Origin of the sequence: Psychromonas sp. psych-6C06 (genome assembly GCF_002835465.1) — a bacterium.
GTDB lineage: Bacteria > Pseudomonadota > Gammaproteobacteria > Enterobacterales > Psychromonadaceae > Psychromonas.
Genome location: NZ_PIZM01000012.1, coordinates 1 through 19,202 on the forward strand (window position 1 = coordinate 1; position 19,202 = coordinate 19,202).

8 protein-coding genes are annotated in these 19,202 nt (G+C 39.9%); 7 read left to right on the forward strand and 1 reads right to left on the reverse strand.

Going from position 1 to position 19,202, the window contains the following annotated elements; all coding sequences use genetic code 11:
• From CW745_RS14635 to CW745_RS14665, 7 genes are all read left to right on the forward strand, one after another.
• The coding region (locus CW745_RS14635) for a cellulose-binding domain-containing protein (RefSeq protein WP_343226089.1) at window positions 1–2,576 on the forward strand (2,576 nt) is incomplete at its 5' end.
• Window positions 2,577–2,861: 285 nt separating this feature from the next.
• A complete protein-coding gene (locus CW745_RS14640) occupies window positions 2,862–7,649 on the forward strand; it encodes an NAD-glutamate dehydrogenase (RefSeq protein WP_101109442.1) in 4,788 nt (1,595 codons plus the stop codon).
• 350 nt (window positions 7,650–7,999) lie between these two features.
• On the forward strand, window positions 8,000–8,749 hold the full coding sequence (pdhR, locus tag CW745_RS14645; RefSeq protein WP_101109443.1) for a pyruvate dehydrogenase complex transcriptional repressor PdhR: 750 nt from the start codon (window positions 8,000–8,002) through the stop codon (window positions 8,747–8,749).
• Window positions 8,750–9,154: 405 nt separating this feature from the next.
• Entirely contained in the window at window positions 9,155–11,818 is a 2,664-nt protein-coding gene (gene aceE / locus CW745_RS14650) for a pyruvate dehydrogenase (acetyl-transferring), homodimeric type (protein ID WP_101109444.1), read from the forward strand.
• A 58-nt stretch (window positions 11,819–11,876) separates the two neighbouring features.
• The gene (gene aceF, locus CW745_RS14655; protein WP_101109445.1) at window positions 11,877–13,442 is read left to right on the forward strand and encodes a dihydrolipoyllysine-residue acetyltransferase; all 1,566 of its coding nucleotides are present in this window, start codon (window positions 11,877–11,879) and stop codon (window positions 13,440–13,442) included.
• Between the two features lie 126 nt (window positions 13,443–13,568).
• A complete protein-coding gene (lpdA, locus tag CW745_RS14660; RefSeq protein WP_101109446.1) occupies window positions 13,569–14,999 on the forward strand; it encodes a dihydrolipoyl dehydrogenase in 1,431 nt (476 codons plus the stop codon).
• 344 nt (window positions 15,000–15,343) lie between these two features.
• Window positions 15,344–15,598, forward strand: coding sequence for a hypothetical protein (locus CW745_RS14665; protein ID WP_101109447.1), 255 nt, complete (start codon window positions 15,344–15,346; stop codon window positions 15,596–15,598).
• Between the two features lie 408 nt (window positions 15,599–16,006).
• Here the strand turns inward: CW745_RS14665 and CW745_RS14670 are convergent, their stop codons facing one another.
• Window positions 16,007–18,814, reverse strand: coding sequence for a bifunctional aconitate hydratase 2/2-methylisocitrate dehydratase (locus tag CW745_RS14670; RefSeq protein WP_101109448.1), 2,808 nt, complete (start codon window positions 18,812–18,814; stop codon window positions 16,007–16,009).
• Window positions 18,815–19,202 lie beyond the last annotated feature (388 nt).

Sequence of the window (19,202 nt, forward strand, 5' to 3'; positions counted from 1 at the left end):
AGGACAGCTGGGTTCCGCTGGAGCGCCCTGAACCGCATCGGTATCCACACCTACAGGCTCACCAGGTCCGACTGCCAACACCTCCACCGACTGCTACTCCAGCACCGACTGCTACTCCAGCACCGACTGCTACTCCAGCACCGACTGCTACTCCAGCACCGACTGTAACGCCAGCACCGACTGCTACTCCAGCACCGACTGTAACGCCAGCACCGACTGTAACGCCAGCACCGACTGCTACTCCAGCACCGACTGCTACACCAGCACCGACTGCTACACCAGCGCCAACAGCTATTCCAACACAACCACCTGCTGAAGGTCTATGTGCTGATTTCAATGTATACCCTGATTGGACTCAAGAAACTTACGCAACTGGTGGTGACATCATGGTTGTAGATGGTATCGCTTACGCTGCTAAGTACTACACATCAAGTAAGCCTGGTAGTGATGATACTTGGGAACTTCACTTAAACTGTGACGGTACAGCACCTGGTACAGCACCACTTCTTTCTTTACGTGTTCCTGCGGATCCAGTTAGCCTGAAACTTAATGGCTGGCCAAGTGACTTCGTTGTAGCTGGTCCATCATCAGATGCGCCTTCTACGATTGTTGTTGATTCTATTAACACTGCTGATCTAGCTGATTACGCTAAATTAACAAGTGCACTAGAAGCATTAATCCTAGCTGCTGAAAAAGCAGGCTCTGCATCTATTATCATCAACAGTGATGTACTTGATTCACTTACTGGTAACAAAGGTGCTGCACTAAACTCAGTTGCTGTTAAACAAGCGTTAACTGAAGCGGTAACATTAACTGGTGCAAACATTAGCGATAGCGAAATCAATGCACTAAGTGATGATGTGAAAGGTTTAGCGTTAGCGCAAAACTTAATTATGTCTAATGTTGCTCCTGCTGCTACGTTCGGTTGGCAGTTAAGCATTGGTGATTTTGCATTCAATACTCACTCTGGTAAACAATCAGTATGGGATGAAGCATCTGAAGCAACTGCTGATCTTCTTTACAGCCTAGGTTTATACTCTGGCGCATCAAAAGCTGATTTCATCGCTTTCACTAAGTCTGCTCAAACTGCAAGTCTAACAAGTGATCAATGGCATAATGCTTTAGAATACGTTAAGCAAGTAACGGACTTCGTTGAAGCGCCTGCAATGCTTTCTTCGGTACCTACTTCACAAGCAACAAATTACTTCATGGGTAACACGTTAGGTGATAGTAAGATCCGTAAAGCGGCTGCAAATAACATCTTTGCAGTACTATTTGATCAAGATAGCGAAGCGCTAACAAGCAAAATTGCTACTTACCAAACAGCTAAGGTTCCATTGTACTACGTAGGTGCAGGTGCTGCAGCAACGCCACTAACAAGCATTCCTTCTTTAAATGCTGAATTAGCGGCAATTGAAAGTGTTGTTGATAGTGAAGTATTCCTTTACGAAACACCTAACCTTCAATGGGTTCCTTCTACTATCTACAAGTGGAATGACTTCTTAACTGGCTTAAACTCAATGCACAATGTTGGTGTAGCGGGTAACAAGTTCTGGTTAATCGATGAAAATGCGGATGATGCAACTAATGCAATGTACGCTAAAGTAGCTATCGCAGCTTTCCTATCACAAAGTATGCAAGAAACAATTCGTTTTGATGCATGTGATGAGAATAACTGGTCTGAAGTAAAATACGGCGCAGCTGTAGATTACCCAATGACAGCAAGTTGTGGTCAGCTAGGTCAAAAATACGCTGATTACGGAACACACCCTGTATCAGGTAACGATCATCCATACTCTTGTCCTCGTGACAACAAAATGGAGCAAACTGCACTTACTCACGCTAAATGGTACGGTGCTCCAGCACCAATCTTCGTAGCACCAGATGCGGTACTTGAAGAGAAAGGTCTATTAGTAAATGGTAATGTTGGTCGTTGGACTAACGCTGGTCACTGTATGACTGTTCCTGAAGCAATCGATAGCTCTAAGCAAGTTTACGATCGTGGCGAGTGTCAAGTATACCCAGGACAAAAAGCAGGTAAATTCATCTGGGACGGTAGTGATACTACTGGTACAGTTGAAGGCTGTGGTTGGTGGGGACGTGGTGTAATTCAAACCACTGGTCGTCAAAACTTTGGTACGCTTAACCACTTCGTAGGTCGTTCACATGTTGATCCAGCTACAATCGGTACAACAATTGACGGTACTACAGTTGAAGCAGCACCAGAAAGCCCGCTATACGCTGATTTAGATTTATGTTCAAACCCAGGCTTAGTTTGTAGTTCTGAAGAGCATAAAGAGATCAAATGGATTGCTGGTTTATTCTTCTGGGTTAGCTCAGTACAAGCATACAACGATGAAGGTGGCGCATACGCTGACTGGAACTACCATAAAGAGCTTAAAGCTTATGTAGATGGTGGTTTAAAAGGTACAGCATTTGTTGACGCAGTATCTGGTATCGTAAACCGTGGTTGTCCAGATGATCACTGTCCAGTAAGTGGTGAAGTACATGCGATTGAAGAACGTCGTGCAAACTTCAACTTAGTATTACAAAAACTAGGTCTAAACCCTCAATAAAAACAACTAGTTTATATTGAAACTAATAAAAGCCAGTCGGTAATTACCGACTGGCTTTTTTTTTAACTGCGATGTTATTAATCGCGCTATTCGATATGCAAAAGTTACCTATCCTAAGTCATCACTTCTGTATTGGTTATCGTTCTGACCTATTCCTATTTATATTCTTCTGAAATGATGAACTGTTGTTACCTGAGCATCATTTTTTAATGAGCAGTATTGGTAAATCAGTTTATTTATCCTAGTGTTATATAACTAGGGCGACTAATAACATAGGTGGTACAGATGACTTCAACTCTTAACCAGAAAAATGATATCTTAGAGCAAATATTTACCCAGTTAAAAAAACACTTCAGCGAAAAAGAACAAAAGACCTTACAGTTATTTATTAACAGTGTTTATCGTGATGTTTCGGTTGCGGATTTAACGCAAATATCGCAGGAAGATCTTAATGGTTTAACGGTTTCTTTATGGCGTGAAGCATTATTACGAAAAGGTGATGATGCGAAAATTAAAGTATTTAATCCCGATGTTGAGCAGGATGAGTGGCAATCAGCACATACTGTTATTAGCGTAATATGTCGTAATATCCCCTTTGTTATTGATACCCTAAAACTGGTTATAAATGAGTTAAACATAAAGTTGCACCGTGTATTTTATTGCGAACTGTGTAGCGAACGTGGAAAATCAGGAAAACTCACCTCGTTAAATGCCACCTCTGCCGATGAGCTATTACTCTATTTTGAAATTGATCAAACGACCTCTAATAGTGAACGTGAAAAAATACAGACAAGTATTGAAAATGCATTGTTCGATGTTGCACTGGTGGTCGATGACTTTAGTGCATTAACTCGCAAAGTGAAGCAGGAGTTAAAATATAGTAAAGGGGATAAATCCAGTGAAAATTTTAACGATATAGCTGAGCAACAAACATTTTTAACATGGTTATTAGATGATCACTTTACCTTTATTGGCTGTGACCAGTTTAGTGTCGAAAAGGGGAAAATTAGCAGTGTTAAAAATAGCCAGCTTGGACTTTTAAAGCGTGATGATTTTTTACGGGAACCACTCCCCTTTGAGCTTGTTGATACCTTAAAAAAACAATCGCTTATTCATTTTAGTAAAGCCTCGCAGCGCGCCATGGTGCATCGTCCTGCCTATCCAGATGTTATCTATATTAAACGCTTTAATGAACAGGGGGAGTTAGTTTCAGGGCATCGCTTTATCGGCCTGTATACCTCTTCTGTTTATAGCGGTAGCCCTAAATTAATTCCTATTGTTCGCCGCAAAATCAACAACGTTTTAGCGCAATCCGGCTATAGCCAAGGCAGCCATTACTTCAAAGAGTTGTCGCAAATTTTATATACCTTCCCGGTTGAAGATTTATTGCTGTGTAACGAAGCAACTCTGCTCAGCAATGTCATTGAAGTTTTACATGTGCAAGAGCGTAAAGATCTGAAGTTATTTATGCGTTGTGCGGGTAACAAACAGTTTGTTATTGCAACGCTCTATGTACCACGAGATATCTATAGCACCAAAGTACGCCTTACCTTTGAAGAGTTGATTTGCCGAACATTAGAGGTCGAAGATATCGACTTTCAGACCTACCTTAGTGAATCTAACCTTGCTCGTTTACGTGTCGTATTACGTTTGAAGTCGCCACTTGATCAAGTGTTAGAGGAGCAGGCCATTCAAGAGCGAATGAAACAATTGACTCGTCGTTGGGACGAAGAGCTACACGTTGCTTTGATTGATCAATTTGGCGAGGAAAAAGGGGTTCAATTAACTAAAAAATATATTGAAGCTTTTCCAAGTAGTTATCAGGATAGCTTTAGTTCACGTGTTGCTGTTGCCGATATTGAACGTATCGAATCGCTTTACGGCGATGATAATCGCTCTATGGCATTACGTTTTTATCGTTCTATTGAACCAAACAGTAGCGAGTTAAAATTAAAACTATTTCATCAAGATGGCGCGTTATTGCTTTCTGACTTGATCCCTATTTTAGAAAATATGGGATTAAAAGTGGCGGAAGAGTACCCCTATAAAGTCGTGCCAACAGGGGAAAAGTACTTTTGGTTATATGATTTTACCTTGATCTATTCGCAGGCGAAAAATTTCGATCCCGATGCGCATCGAGATCGATTTGCCGATGCATTTTTATCAGTCTGGTACGCTAAAACAGATAACGATGCTTTCAATAAATTGATTTTGGGAGCTAGCCTAACCTGTCGTGATATCGTCATGTTACGTGCTTACGCAAAATACTTGAAACAACTGCGCTTTGGTTTTAGTCATCTGTCGATTGCCAAAACCTTACTTTCGCACAGTAAATTAGTGAAAGAGATCGTTGCATTGTTCAATCTGCGTTTTAACCCTGAAAATAGTTGTGACTTAGAAAAACAAAACAAACTACGCAATAAAATTTTAACGGCGCTTAATGATGTTACTAACCTTAATGAAGATAGAGTCTTACGCAAATATGTTGAACTGATCATGGCCACGGTTCGCTGTAATTATTTTCAAACTGAGCAGGGGCAGCCGCACGATTACGTAAGCTTTAAGTTTGATCATAACCTGATCAGTGAAATTCCTTTGCCGCGTTTAAATTACGAAATATTTGTCTACTCGCCTCGCGTTGAAGGTGTACATCTTAGAGGTGGAAAGGTGGCTCGCGGTGGTTTACGTTGGTCAGATCGTGGTGAAGATTTCCGTACCGAGGTACTTGGCCTGGTAAAAGCGCAACAGGTTAAGAATTCAGTCATTGTTCCTGTTGGGGCTAAAGGTGGCTTTGTTGCTAAAAAACTCACTCAGAAAATGGATCGTGAAACCTTCATGGCAGAAGGGATCAGCTGTTATAAGATATTTATCACCGCATTACTGAGCATCACTGATAACTTGGATGCTGACAAGGTGATTCCACCTCGTGATGTTATTTGCTATGACAATGAAGACCCTTACTTAGTCGTTGCCGCGGACAAAGGTACAGCTACTTTCTCGGATATTGCTAACGAATTAGCAACGGACAGACATTTTTGGCTTAATGATGCTTTCGCTTCAGGTGGTAGCAATGGCTATGATCATAAAAAAATGGGGATTACAGCACGTGGTGCTTGGATCAGTGTGCAGCGTCATTTCCGTGAATTAGGTACAGATGTGCAAACTAAACCGATTAGTGTTATCGGTATTGGTGATATGGCTGGTGATGTGTTCGGTAATGGTATGTTGAGTTCTAAATGCATCTCTTTATTAGCCGCTTTTAACCACTTGCATATCTTTGTTGACCCGACTCCCCTTGATTTAGAGGCGAGTTTTAATGAGCGTTTACGTTTGTTTGAAACACCACGCACTGGCTGGGCTGATTATGATAAAAAGCTAATTTCCAAAGGTGGGGGGATTTTTGAGCGTAGTGCTAAATCAATTGATGTCACACCAGAAATGGCGAAGCGATTTGATATCTATCAAAAACAGGTAACACCAACAGAATTAATCACTATTTTATTAAAAGCCCAGGTTGATCTACTTTGGAACGGTGGTATTGGTACCTATGTTAAAGGGACTGAAGAAACACATGCCGATGTTGGTGATAAAGCCAATGATGTGTTACGTGTTAATGGTAATGATTTACGCTGTGCGGTGGTCGGTGAAGGCGGTAATTTAGGCTTTACACAGCGTGCACGTATTGAATATGCACTTAACGGTGGTCTTTGTTTCACCGATGCTATCGATAATGCAGCAGGGGTAAACTGTTCTGATTTAGAAGTGAACATTAAGATATTACTTGATAAATTAGTGGAAAAAGGTGACTTAACGGTTAAGCAACGTAATGTTTGGCTAGTTAATATGACCGATGAAGTTGCACAGATTGTACTTGCGAACAACTATCGCCAAGCACAATCAATAAGCCTCTCGTATCTTGAAGGCTTCAAGCGTATTGAAGAGTTTCGTCGCTTGATCATCGATTTAGAAGAAAAAGGTAAGTTAAACCGTGCCTTAGAGTTTATCCCGAATGATGATGTGTTAAATGAATATAAAAGTACGCAGCGTGGATTAACCCGTCCTAGCATTGCTGTCATGTTGTCATATGCGAAGAATGAATTAAAAGAAGCACTGGCAAATGAAAAAGTTGCGGATGACCCTTACTTATTAAAAGAAGCGGAAAAAATATTTCCTGCCTCTTTAGTGAAGAAATATCAAAAAGAGGTGCATCAACATCCACTAGTGACAGAGATTGTTGCAACGCAAGTAAGTAATGATCTCTTTAACAGCATGGGACCAACTTTTGCACAGCGTATTATGGCTAGTGCAGGCTGTTCCTTCTTGGATGTTTGTAAAGCTTGGGTTGCTGCCCGTGATATTTTCGCAATGGCTGAAACACTACTGGAGATTGAGGCATTAGATAATAAAGTCAGTACTAAAGTACAAGGGGTTTTAATTGAACGTTTAAAACGTATGGTGCGACATGCAACACGCTGGCTGGTCAGAAATCATCGTGCTGACCTTGATACTGGTGCGTTAGTTAAACGTTATAAACAACCGTTAAAAGAGTTAGTTTCTCAGCTCGACACTTTATTGATTGGTAGCTCTATTTTACATCGCCAGTCAGTGATTGAATGTTTCGTTGAAGATAATGTGCCACGTGATTTAGCTGCTTCATTATCTAGTAGCGATCAAATATATGCGATGCTAGGTGTCATCTCTGTCGCTAAAAATGTTTCTATCAGTCCAGAACAAGCATTAAAAGTGTATTTCCACAGTGGCGAATCGTTGAAACTATTTGATATTAGTAAACAACTTAATCTGCTACCTGGAGACAGTCATTGGCAATCATTAGCGCGAGAGGCAATGCGAGATGATTTAGAGTGGCAACAACTGCGCATTAGTAAAGGCATTTTAGAGAAAGTTAAAGATGGTGTTGATATTAGTGATGCTTTTGTAGAATGGCATACATCGCATCATATTCTTTCTGAGCGCTGGCAACGAATGGCAGAAGCGATGCTTGCAGTGAGTAAGCCTGAATTTAGTATGTGTCAGGTTGCGTTGCGTGAATTATTAGATTTATCGCAAAACTAACAAAGCAATAAAATATAAAAATAGAGTTAGCACAACTGTGAGTCGTTACAGTTGTGCTTTTTGCTATTAAGACATCTATAAAACAATCTTTACATTTGTATTATTAATTAACCAATAAAGGCTTTGTCTCTATAAAACTTAACTTTTTATTCAACACTTTCTTAACAAATTTTTCAGTTAGTTATCACTCTTTTTAACTTTTGTTGAACAATGGCTAAAGTGATTTGTAAATCACAGTTTAACATTTGAGTTAGATCAATATTTACTAGACACTGGAGAAAAAAATTGTTAATTTCCTTTTACAAATCTAATTGGTATTACCATTTTACAACTGGTTCATAAAGGGCATCATGTCTTACACTAAAATCAAACAACCTAAACTAGCGGATGTGATAGAAAGTCGTATCGAAAGTATGATTTTAGATGGCTCGTTAGAGTTAGGGGAAAAGTTACCTGCAGAACGAGAGTTAGCTAAGCAGTTTGATGTGTCTCGCCCTTCGCTACGTGAAGCAATTCAGCGTCTAGAGTCTAAGGGGTTACTAACCCGTCGACAAGGTGGTGGCACTTACGTAAAAGAAGCATTACGAGAAAAACTAACTGATCCACTGTTTGAACTATTAAATACTCACCCTGAATCACAGTATGATCTGCTTGAATTTCGCCACGCATTAGAAGGGTTTTCGGCATATTACGCGGCACTTCGAGGAACAGCCGAAGACTTTGATAAAATAAAATCTTCATTTATTGCCATTGAGAGTGCTCAAAAAAGTGATAATCTGGATCTAGAGATTCAAAATGTTGCTCTTTTTTATCTTGCTGTTATTGAAGCATCACATAATGTCGTTTTTATGCATCTAGCACGCGGTATAAAGCCCTTATTAGAAAAAAATATTTCTGACAATGTTCGCCAATTATACGCGTATCCAGAAGTTGCTAAAAAAATTCATGAGCATCGTCTACAGTTGCTAGATGCTATTCTGTCTAAGCAACCTACGGTTGCACAAAAAGCATCTGCTCAACATCTTATATACATTGAAGAGACACGCTCAGTGATTTTACGTGAAGAAAGTTCATTTAAACGTGAATTAGGGCGGTTTTAATATTTTAATAGCCATTTAGATTACTTATTGCTAAGCACTGCAGTAGAGAATCTAAATCGTTATTGCGGTATACGTTCTGTGATATTACGTGGCTAAGTTTTTAAAGCTTATTGTTTTTAAACTTAATAAAATCACAAGGGGAGTTGGTTATAGCTATTTAGATTACTTATTGCTAAGCACCAAAGTAGAGAATCTAAATCGTTATTGCAGTACACGTTCTGTGATATTACGTGGCTAAGTTTTTAAAGCTTATTGTTTTTAAACTTAATAAAATCACAAGGGTAATTATTTAGATTACTTATTGCCAGAAGGCATTAACCACAGGTAGTGGGTGAATCTAAATAATTACAAAACAAACACTTAGCCACTTGGCTGAGATACTTAAGTATAGAGAAGGAAAGTGTCATGACTGACATCTTAAACAGTGATATTGATGCACAAGAAACTTCAGAATGGCTTGATGCACTAGCCAACATTCTTGAAGATGAAGGCTCTGAGCGCGCACAATTCATCCTTGAAAAAGTGATGGAAAAAGCACGTGCAGAGGGTGTTAACTTGCCACATGGCATTAACACAAACTATGTGAATACTATTCCTGCAAGCCAACAGCCAGCTTACCCTGGTGATGTGAAACTTGAGCAACGTATCCGTTCGATTATTCGTTGGAATGCAATCATGATCGTGATGCGTGCTTCTAAGAAAGACCTAGATTTAGGTGGCCACATGGCTTCTTACCAATCTGCGGCTGCGTTTTACGAAGTTTGTTTTAACCATTTCTTCCGTGCTCCTAACGCAACGGATGGTGGTGATTTAGTTTATTACCAAGGCCATATCTCTCCTGGTATTTATGCTCGTGCTTTTGTTGAAGGTCGTTTATCTGCTTCGCAACTTGATAACTTCCGTCAAGAAGTTGATGGTGAAGGTTTACCTTCATACCCGCATCCTAAATTATTACCTGAATTCTGGCAGTTCCCAACCGTTTCTATGGGTCTTGGTCCAATTTCAGCTATCTACCAAGCGCGTTTCTTAAAATACTTAAATGGACGTGGTCTTAAAGATACAACTGCGCAACGTGTTTACGCTTTCCTAGGTGATGGTGAGATGGACGAGCCAGAATCACGTGGCTCATTGTCATTCGCATCACGTGAAAAGCTAGATAACCTGTGTTTCTTAGTAAACTGTAATCTACAGCGTTTAGATGGCCCAGTTATGGGTAACGGTAGTATTATTCAAGAATTAGAAGGCCTATTCACTGGGGCTGGTTGGAATGTAGTTAAAGTTATTTGGGGCAGTAACTGGGATGCGTTACTTGCTAAAGATGTATCGGGTAAACTACTACAGCTGATGGATGAAACTGTTGATGGTGATTACCAAACGTTTAAATCTAAAGATGGTGCTTATGTTCGTGAGCATTTCTTTGGTAAATACCCTGAAACAGCTGCACTTGTTGCTGATATGACTGATGAAGAGATCTTCGCCCTGAAACGTGGTGGTCATGATTCATCTAAACTGTTTGCTGCCTTTAAAAATGCACAGGATACGATGGGTAAACCAACGGTTATTCTTGCTAAAACGGTTAAAGGTTACGGTATGGGCGCTGCCGCTGAGGGTAAAAACATTGCTCATGGCGTCAAGAAAATGAATGAGTCTCATATTCAAAGTCTGCGTGATCGTTTAGGTTTACAAGATCTATTATCTGACGATAAAGCTTCTGAATTACCTTATCTAACGCTTGAAGAAGGCTCTGAAGAATACAAGTACCTGCACGCACGTCGTGATGAATTACATGGCTACACACCACAACGTCTTCCTGAGTTTACTGAGAAACTAGCTGTTCCATCACTGGAAAAATTTGCGCCACTTTTACAAGAGCAAAAGCGTGAAATTTCTACAACAATGGCTTACGTGCGTATTCTTAACGTATTGTTAAAAGATAAAGGTATCGGTAAAAATATCGTACCAATTATCTGTGATGAAGCGCGTACCTTTGGTATGGAAGGTTTATTCCGTCAAGTGGGTATCTATAACCCAACAGGTCAAGAATATACGCCAGAAGACAGAGGCGTTGTTTCTTACTATAAAGAAGCGACATCAGGTCAAGTATTACAAGAAGGTATCAACGAACTTGGTTCAATGTCGTCTTGGGTAGCTGCAGCAACATCGTACAGCACTAATGACTTACCAATGATTCCATTCTACATCTACTACTCTATGTTTGGTTTCCAACGTATTGGTGATATGGCATGGTTAGCGGGTGATCAACAAGCACGTGGTTTCCTATTAGGTGCAACTGCTGGTCGAACTACGCTAAATGGTGAAGGTCTACAGCATGAAGATGGCCACAGTCATATTCAAGCAAACACTATTCCTAACTGTGTTTCTTACGACCCTACATTTGCTTACGAACTCGCGGTTATCGTACAAGACGGTATCGAGCGTATGTACGGTGATAACCCTGAAAACATTTACTACTACCTAACAGTAATGAATGAAAACTACGCAATGCCTGCAATGCCAGAAGGTGCTGAAGAGGGTATTCGTCGTGGTATCTACAAACTAAAATCGCACGAAGGTAGCCATAAAGTTCAACTACTGAGCTCTGGTACTATCATGAATGAAGTGACAAAAGCGGCACAAATTCTAAGCGAAGAGTACAACGTTGCATCGGATATCTTCTCAGTAACTTCATTCAATGAGTTAACTCGAGATGGTCAAGATGTAGAGCGTTACAACATGTTAAACCCTGAAGCACCAGCAAAAGAAGCTTACATCGCAACTGTATTAGGTGATGAACCGACAATTGCTGCTACGGATTACATGAAAAACTATGCAGAGCAAGTACGTGCGTTTATCCCATCTGATACATATAAAGTATTAGGTACAGACGGTTTCGGCCGCAGTGATAGCCGTGCCAACCTACGTCGTCACTTTGAGGTGAATGCGGGTTACGTTGTTGTAGCTGCACTGAATGAACTTGCAAAACGTGGTGATATTAAAGCATCTGTCGTAACAGAAGCGATTGCTAAGTTTGATATCGATACAAACAAAGTTAATCCTCTGTTTGCATAAACCAACTTATAATGAGTACTAACAAAACAGTGCTCATTAAATATTTAGGAAAATTATTATGTCTGAATTAAAAGATTTTTTACTGCCTGATATTGGTGCAGATGCCGCTGATGTTACTGATGTTCTTGTCTCGGTAGGTGATGTGATTGTTGAAGATCAAGATGTGATCTCAATTGAAGGTGATAAAGCGTCAATGGACGTACCGGCTGCATTTGGCGGTACGGTTAAAGAGATCAAAATGAATGTTGGTGACAGCGTTTCTGAAGGTCAAGTGGTGCTTGTCATTGAAGTTGCTGGTGAAGCGACAGCTGAAGCTCCTGCTGCACCTGTTGCAGAAAAGAAAGCACCAGAAGCTGCCCCGGCTGCTGCAAGCGAATTAAAAGAAGTTTGCGTGCCAGATATCGGCGGTGATGAAGTTGAAGTAACTGAAGTATTAGTCTCTGTTGGTGATGCGATTGTTGAAGACCAAGATATTTTATCTGTTGAAGGCGATAAAGCATCAATGGACGTACCAGCACCGTTTGCTGGTATTGTAAAAGAGATTAAAATCGCAGCTGGCGATAAAGTGTCTGAAGGCACATTAATCTTAATCGTTGAAGCTCAAGGAAGTGCGCCTGCAGCACCTGTCGCTTCTGCACCTGTTGAACCTAAGCCTGTTGTTGAGGCGCCTAAAGCAGCACCTGCTCCTGCTAAAGCCGCTGAACCTGTTACTACTGGTTCTATTAAAGCATCGCCTTCAGTACGTCGTGTTGCTCGTGAGTTTGATTTAGATTTAGCGAAAGTACCTGCGACAGGCAAAAAAGGTCGTATTACTAAAGAAGACGTTCAAGCGTTTGTTAAAGCACAATTGGCTATCGCAAAAAGCGGTGGCGGTGGTGGTTTACAAGTACTTCCGTATGCTGATATTGATTACTCTAAATTTGGTGAAGTTGAAGTTAAGCCACTTTCTCGTATTCAGAAGATCTCTGGCCCGACACTGCACCGTAACTGGGTAACTATCCCACACGTTACACAGTTCGATGAAGCTGATATCACTGATTTAGAAACGTTCCGTAAAGAGCAAAATGCCATTGCAGCTAAACAAGATTTAGGTCTTAAAATTAGCCCATTAGTATTTATGATGAAAGCGGTTGCTAAAGCATTACAAGCATACCCTAACTTCAACTCTTCACTGTCTACTGACGGTGAAAGTATTATCCTGAAGAAATATATCAATATCGGTATTGCGGTAGATACACCAAACGGTCTTGTTGTACCTGTTGTTAAAGATGTGATTAACAAAGGTATTTACGATATCTCTCGTGAGTTAGGTGAAATCTCTAAGAAAGCACGTGCTGGTAAATTAACTGCGAAAGATATGCAGGGTGGAAGCATGAGTATTTCTAGCCTTGGTGGTATCGGTGGTACGCAGTTTACACCTATCGTTAATGCGCCTGAGGTTGCTATCTTAGGTGTATCAAAATCAGCAATCAAACCAGTATGGAATGGCAGTGAATTTGCCCCTCGCATGATGGTTCCTTTAGCACTTTCATACGATCATCGCGTAATTGATGGTGCAGATGGTGCTCGCTTTATTACAGCAATCAATAATTACCTATCAGACTTACGTACTCTGATCCTGTAATAATGTTAACAGGTCGGCATTTGTCGACCTTTTATTTTGCATTTATTTAACATTTAAATAGAATCAAACACTATTTAAATCGTTCATATTATTGTGATCCGTACAGAGATCAAAAAAGAGGTCAAGATGAGTAAAGAGATCAAAGCACAAGTTGTTGTATTAGGCTCAGGCCCTGCTGGATATTCAGCAGCATTTCGTGCAGCAGATTTAGGTTTAGAAACCGTATTAATCGAAAAATATGAAACACTTGGTGGTGTTTGTCTGAATGTTGGTTGTATCCCGTCGAAAGCACTTTTACACGTGTCAAAAGTCATTGAAGAAGCAAAAGCACTGTCTGAGCATGGTGTACTTTTTGGTGAGCCAACGACTGATATCGATAAAATTCGTATCTGGAAAGAGAAGGTAGTTTCTCAACTTACTGGCGGTTTATCAGGCATGGCTAAAATGCGTAAAGTGACAACTGTTAATGGTTGGGGACGCTTTACAAGTGCTAATACTATTGAAGCAACTAATCGTGAAGGTGAAGTAACAACAGTTACTTTCGATAACGCAATTATTGCTGCTGGTTCTCGTCCAGTTAAGCTACCGTTCATTCCACATGATGATCCACGTGTTTGGGATTCAACGGATGCACTTGAGCTTAAATCAGTACCTAAACGTTTACTTATTCTAGGCGGTGGTATCATCGGTCTTGAAATGGGTACGGTATACAAATCTTTAGGTTCTGATGTAGACGTTGTAGAGTTTGCCGATCAATTAGTACCAGCTGCCGATAAAGATATCGTGCAAGTTTACACTAAGAAAGTGAAAGATAAATTCAACATTATGCTATCTACTAAAGTGACAGCTGTGGATGCAAAAGAAGACGCGCTATATGTTTCTTTTGAAGGAAAAAATGCGCCTGCTGAAGCGAAAGCCTACGATGCTGTGCTAGTTGCTGTAGGTCGTGTACCAAATGGTTTCTCTGTTGATGCAGAAAAAGCCGGTATTGAAGTAACTGAGCGTGGCTTTATTGAAGTTGATAAGCAGATGCGCACTAACGTTGCTAATATCCATGCAATTGGTGATATCGTTGGTCAACCAATGCTTGCACATAAAGGTGTGCATGAAGGTCATGTTGCAGCTGAAGTTATTGCTGGTAAGAAACACTACTTTGATCCGAAAACAATTCCTTCAATTGCTTACACTGAGCCAGAGATGGCATGGGTTGGTTTAACTGAGCGTGAAGCGAAAGAGCAAGGTATTAACTTTGAGAAATCAGTATTCCCTTGGGCAGCTTCCGGTCGTGCAATCGCTTCCGATTGTTCTGATGGTATGACTAAACTTATCTTTGATAAAGATACACACCGTATTATCGGTGGCTCTGTTGTGGGTACTAATGCGGGTGAACTACTTGGCGAAATTGGTCTTGCAATCGAGATGGGTTGTGATGCTGAAGATATCGCACTAACGATTCATGCTCACCCAACACTACATGAATCTGTTGGTCTAGCTGCTGAAATTTACGAAGGTTCAATCACTGACCTTCCAAATGCAAAAGCAGTTAAGCGTAAATAATCTTTTATTAGTTTAATTGATGAATGGCTTGTTATTGTTGATAACAAGCCATTTTTTTTTGCGATCAAAAATACCAAAGCGTCTTAATACCAATTGAAATAAATAGCTGATCTATTTAACTGGCTAAAATAACTTATTTCTGCGTTGTGATTTTCTCCAAGGAAACAACAAATTACATCAACTTACGCCTTGAACTAAGGCATTTTTTCTGCGTTAAATATAGATCACATACTTAATGGAATCGGTCTAATTATGCTTATCTTTGATTTCTCATTGATCATTTTGGATCTCTGTGTATGATCGCCTAGATCTAATAATTTTCTATGATATATCAAGGAAGTATAATGAAAAAAATATTGACAGTCATGTTTGCATTGATGAGCTTTTCATCATACCTGCTTGCAAAACCAGAAGTCATTAGTATTGAGATGACAGATAAGAAAATGTCAGAAGTGGTGCAAATCATTAATTCTATCTGTGGTAGTCATATTGACTTAGAAACACTCACTAACCCACAAATGAATATATCTATTAATTTAGATAAAAAACAATGTGCTGAAGTGGTGTCATTGATTCAAAGTTTCGATAAAAGCGCGTAGTTTCACTATTATTAGGGGCTATGCCCCTTTATTATTCTTTCTCAAATACCTTACCCATTATTTTAAAATCAGCTATATGGCTTGTTTAGTACTTTAGCAAATATTAAATTGACGAAATAATATCCTCTACTCTTAACTCTCTTATACCATTCCTAATAATATTGTGCTCAGGGCTTATTAAGGAAAATAATAGACAGCAAAGCGCGAGATTGAGTAATAACTCGCTATTGCAATTGAATGCAACTATCTATTCTTTTAACCAATAAGATGGGGCAGATACTTATGCTGATTGGTATCAGCTATTACTATTCTTTGGCTTGTGTATAAAAAAGGGGGCTGTTCCCATAAAGCAATCTATATACTTTACGGGAACAGACCCCCTAGTCATTATAGAGTCTGATAAGCCTCTTAGAGTGTTTTAATCGGTACCGCTTGACCAACAAACTTGGTATTCATCGCTTCAGTGGGAGGAGTGAACTTCGTTAAATCGATTCCTTCTACTGCACTTTTATACTCTGCTAATGTAGGAAAACGTCCAAGCACTGTTGCAAGTACAACTAATGGTGTTGAGCCTAATAAAGATTCACCTTTTTTCTCCGCAGTATCTGCTACAACACGTCCTTGGAATAGACGTGTTGAAGTCGCAAGTACTGTATCTCCAGGCTCTGCCTTTTCTTGGTTACCCATACACAAGTTACATCCTGGACGCTCTAAATACATGATGTTTTCGTATTTAGTACGAGCAGCCGCTTTCGGATTAGCATCATCGAATTCAAAACCTGAGTATTTTTTAAGAATATCCCAATCACCTTCTGCTTTTAACTCATCAACAATGTTATATGTTGGTGGTGCGACAACAAGAGGGGCTTTAAAGCTTACACTGCCGTTTTGCTTTTCGATGTTACGTAACATCTGTGCGATAATTTGCATATCACCTTTATGGACCATACAAGAGCCAACGAAGCCTAAATCAACAGGCTTGCCATCGTAGTATGAAACAGGACGGATTACATCATGTGTGTAACGCTTAGAAGCATCTTCATTGTTTACATCAGGGTCAGCAATCATAGGTTGATCTATGATATCTAAATCGACAACAACTTCAGCGTAGTACTTAGCAGTATCATCCGGTGCTAAAGCGGGATTAGAGCCTGATTTTACTTCTTCAATACGCTTATCGGCTAAACTGATTAAGTGGCTGAGTGTACCTGCTTGGTTTTCCATACCTTTATCTTTCATGATTTGGATACGGCTTTTAGCAAGTTCAATCGATTTAATTAAGGTTTCATCGTTAGAAATACAGATTGAAGCTTTTGCTTTCATCTCTGCAGACCAGTCAGTAAAAGTGAACGCTTGGTCAGCTAATAATGTACCGATATGTACTTCGATAATACGACCTTGGAATACGTTTTCACCACCAAATTGCTTAAGCATTTGTGCTTGAGTAGCATGTACCACATCACGGAAATCCATGTGCCTTTGCATGTTACCTTTAAAAGTCACTTTTACTGATTCTGGAATCGGCATCGCTGATTCACCCGTTGCTAGTGCAATAGCAACTGTACCTGAATCTGCACCAAATGCGACGCCTTTAGACATACGTGTATGAGAGTCACCGCCAATAATAATAGCGCGATCATCAACAGTAATATCGTTTAATACTTTATGAATCACGTCAGTCATTGCATGATATTCACCTTTCGGATCACGTGCAGTGATAAGACCGAACTTGTTCATAAAGCTCATTAATTTTGGAATGTTAGCTTTTGCTTTATTATCCCAAACAGAAGCAGTGTGACAACCTGATTGGTATGCGCCATCCACTAGTGGTGAAATTGTAGAAGCTGCCATCGCTTCTAATTCCTGACAGGTCATTGGTCCGGTAGTATCTTGTGAACCTACAATATTAACGCGAACACGAACGTCTGATCCGGCGTGTAATGCAGTTTCAGAGGCAACACCGACTGCATTATTATTAAATATTTTTTCAACGGCTGTTAAACCTTGGTCTTGGTGTGAAATTTCTTTCGATGCAGCATAAACATTTGTGGCCTCAACACCTAATGCCTCTGCTGCAAAGGTTTGTAATTTCTTACCGAATGTTACAGCGTATGATCCACCCGCTTTCATGAACTCAACTTTTTGTGGTGTAAACGCAGATGAGATATCTACTAGTTCTTGAGCGCCGTTGTATAATTTTTTCTCTTTCGTATTAATAGTTAATACTGTGCCAGTCGCAACAGAGTATGCTTCTTCTAATACGGGCTCACCATTTTCATCAGTGATTGTATTACCGCTAGCATCGACTTTTTTCACCCAGTTTTTAAGGTCAAGACCGATACCACCTGTCACATCAACAGTTGTTAAGAAGATTGGTGAGATACCATTTGTACCTGCAACAACAGGGGCAATATTAATAAATGGTACGTATGGGCTTGCTTGTTTACCTGCCCAAAGTGCAACGTTATTTACGCCTGACATACGCGATGAGCCAACGCCCATGGTGCCTTTTTCTGCGATAAGCATTACTTTGGCATTCGGATGTTTAGCTTGTAGATCTTGAATCTCTTGCTGTGCTTCTGGTGATATCATGCATTGACCATGTAATTCACGGTCAGCACGTGAGTGTGCTTGGTTACCAGGTGATAATAAATCCGTAGAGATATCGCCTTCACCTGCGATATATGTAACGACTTCAATCTCTTCAGCTATATCTGGTAATTTTGTGAAAAACTCTGCTTTGGCATAGCTTTCAAGAATATCTTTAGCAACCGCATTACCTGCTTTAAATGCTGCTTCAAGACGGCTCGTATCTGCATCATATAAAAAGACTTGTGTTTTTAGTACATCAGCAGCCAAGGTAGCAACTGACGTGTCATCCGATAGTGCTAAATCAAGTAGTGCTTGAATTGAAGGCCCACCTTTCATATGAGATAGCAGTTCAAATGCAAAAGTTGGTGTGATTTCCGCAACTTCTGATTCACCTAAAATGATCTCTTTAAGGAAGGCCGCTTTTGCATTTGCTGCGCTGGTAGTACCAGGTAAGGTGTTATAAATGAAGAAATGAAGAGAATCTTCTCGGTATTCATTTCCCAAATCTTTAATTTGAGCAATAACTTCCGATAATAGATCGGCTGAATCAATTGGCAGAGGAGCCAATCCTAGCTCATTTTTACGGTTTTCAATTTCTTTGATGTACTCTAAATATAGACTCATTTAAAACTCTCTCTCTAGTTCTAATGCGCTAACAACAATATCATTATCAGCACGGAAAAATTTGCCTGTAGTTTACCTGATTTTCTAGCTACGACTAGGCTTTGCTTAAATTAACATTAAATTAACACTATTCATGTGATTTATGTTTGATAGAAGCAATAGTAAGTCTGCTGAAATTTGATATGGCACAAAACTTACATAATACAGCTGATGTGATAATAAGCTAAATGATGAAATAGAAAAGACTTGCTTTAACTTATCCTAATTTAGCTTTACCTGTTTGACAAAAAACTCTAGAAACGTTTTTTCATATATTGTTTAACCTTAATTAGGTATCTGCTCAGTAAATGACTAACAGCATAACTTGTTGATTAATATAAGCGTCAAC

What these genes read in the sequence shown, in the direction of transcription:
- CW745_RS14670 (WP_101109448.1), bottom strand. Translation starts at nt 18,814, where the DNA reads ATGAGTCTATATTTAGAGTACATCAAAGAAATTGAAAACCGTAAAAAT.
- CW745_RS14665 (WP_101109447.1), top strand. Translation starts at nt 15,344, where the DNA reads ATGAAAAAAATATTGACAGTCATGTTTGCATTGATGAGCTTTTCATCA.
- aceF (WP_101109445.1), top strand. Translation starts at nt 11,877, where the DNA reads ATGTCTGAATTAAAAGATTTTTTACTGCCTGATATTGGTGCAGATGCC.
- CW745_RS14640 (WP_101109442.1), top strand. Translation starts at nt 2,862, where the DNA reads ATGACTTCAACTCTTAACCAGAAAAATGATATCTTAGAGCAAATATTT.
- aceE (WP_101109444.1), top strand. Translation starts at nt 9,155, where the DNA reads ATGACTGACATCTTAAACAGTGATATTGATGCACAAGAAACTTCAGAA.
- pdhR (WP_101109443.1), top strand. Translation starts at nt 8,000, where the DNA reads ATGTCTTACACTAAAATCAAACAACCTAAACTAGCGGATGTGATAGAA.
- lpdA (WP_101109446.1), top strand. Translation starts at nt 13,569, where the DNA reads ATGAGTAAAGAGATCAAAGCACAAGTTGTTGTATTAGGCTCAGGCCCT.